The organism is Endozoicomonas sp. SESOKO2 (assembly GCF_024606245.1).
Taxonomy (GTDB): Bacteria; Pseudomonadota; Gammaproteobacteria; order Pseudomonadales; family Endozoicomonadaceae; genus Endozoicomonas_A.
Map to the genome: position 1 here is coordinate 1 of NZ_JAHHPQ010000400.1, position 1,395 is coordinate 1,395.

Genomic DNA, 1,395 nt, shown 5'->3' on the forward strand with positions numbered 1-1,395 from the left:
TTGTAAATGTTGTTGACGGGAGTTGTGTATCTGGCTGGAACGCATTTCCCGCTTCTGGCAGCAAAGCCAGTGGGTTTCCGTTTGTTTGATGGGTAGAATAGGGGGGTACACGACCAGAAAAGTATGAGTGGACAGGATGCCCCGGAAACTCCCGGTTCAAATAGGTCAGCACGTTGTTCAGTAACTCTGGCCGCTGTTGAACAAACTGGTAAAGTGAGCCGGGGTCGTTCAGAATTTGCTGCCTTACCCGGTCACTGAGGCTTTTTGGCAGGGACGGTGAGCTGAACCCTGAGAGAATCCCCCGCCATTGATAGAGATTAAAGGGTGTATTGGTCACCGCGTCCATAAACAGGGTGGCCAGGTTGAGATGCTCGCTTTCTACAAGGGTGCCAATGTCAGGGCCATCCCAACCGGCATAATGATCCCTGATATTATAAGGGGCATCAGCGAACTGCATTAACAGCACCGGGTCTCCTGCTCCCAGGAAATGGTACTTTCGATGTCGGTCGTTGCGGGCGATGAATAGAGAAGACCTCGACCAGACCGGATAGGTGTCACTGCCGGGAGACGCCTTTTCCAATGCCCAGAGGTTAAAGTATTTCCCGGTGATGAGTGCCGGACCGGGTTTTATCGGAGTCTCAGGAATACCCGGTTGATAAAGCCATCTTTGATCCGACTTTTGGTCTGACAATGGGTAAAGCCAGCGATTATTATCGCAGGCGTGTATTTTTTCTTTGTCGGCTGACTTGCCTTTATCGGGTTCGGCAAACAACTCACCGTGGGAAGAAAGGCAGTGAATAGCCTGATTGACCCGCTTAATGTAGGTGCTGTCCAGAGCGGTGTGCCCGTCGCTGCTTATGGTTTCTTTGTTAGCCAGTTCGGGCAGCAGCCAGGGTTTTTCGTGATTCATCGGGACATCAATAAGAACACTCTGACACTTTTTATGATGGGTGAGTGGATGTGTTTGACAGATAATAGCCTGCAGGTGATTGCGGTGACGTTCCCGCCAGGGACGAAGGAAAAGGGTGCTGGTATGGGTGTCGTTCAGCAGTGTCCATAGTGATAGCCAGACAGACAAAGAATCACCATCAACTGCCTGCGTCTCTGTCGATGATGTAGGGGGTGAGGCAGTGATCTGCCATACAGGGTGGTTTTCGATACAACTGGTTTGCACTGATAAACGGCCTTTCAGTAAAGCGTGATCGATCATCACCGGATGAGGAGTGCAGTCGGGGGCATCACCAAATGCCCGGGACAATGATGGTGGGCCACGACTGAAAGAAGGGTAGGGTACGATGGAAGGAGGAAGTAGTTTTGCTAACAGAAACCACCACAGGTGGCTCGACCATTGATTCTTGAAAAAAAGGGATAACTTTTCGGGTGTACCAACGTCGT

Annotated in this window: 1 protein-coding gene; it reads right to left on the minus strand. The window is 50.9% G+C overall.

Annotation, left to right across the window (positions count from 1 at the left end):
* Positions 1-1,395, minus strand: a 1,395-nt coding sequence (locus tag KDK17_RS08770) for a hypothetical protein (protein ID WP_257287876.1), incomplete at both ends; no start/stop codon positions are given.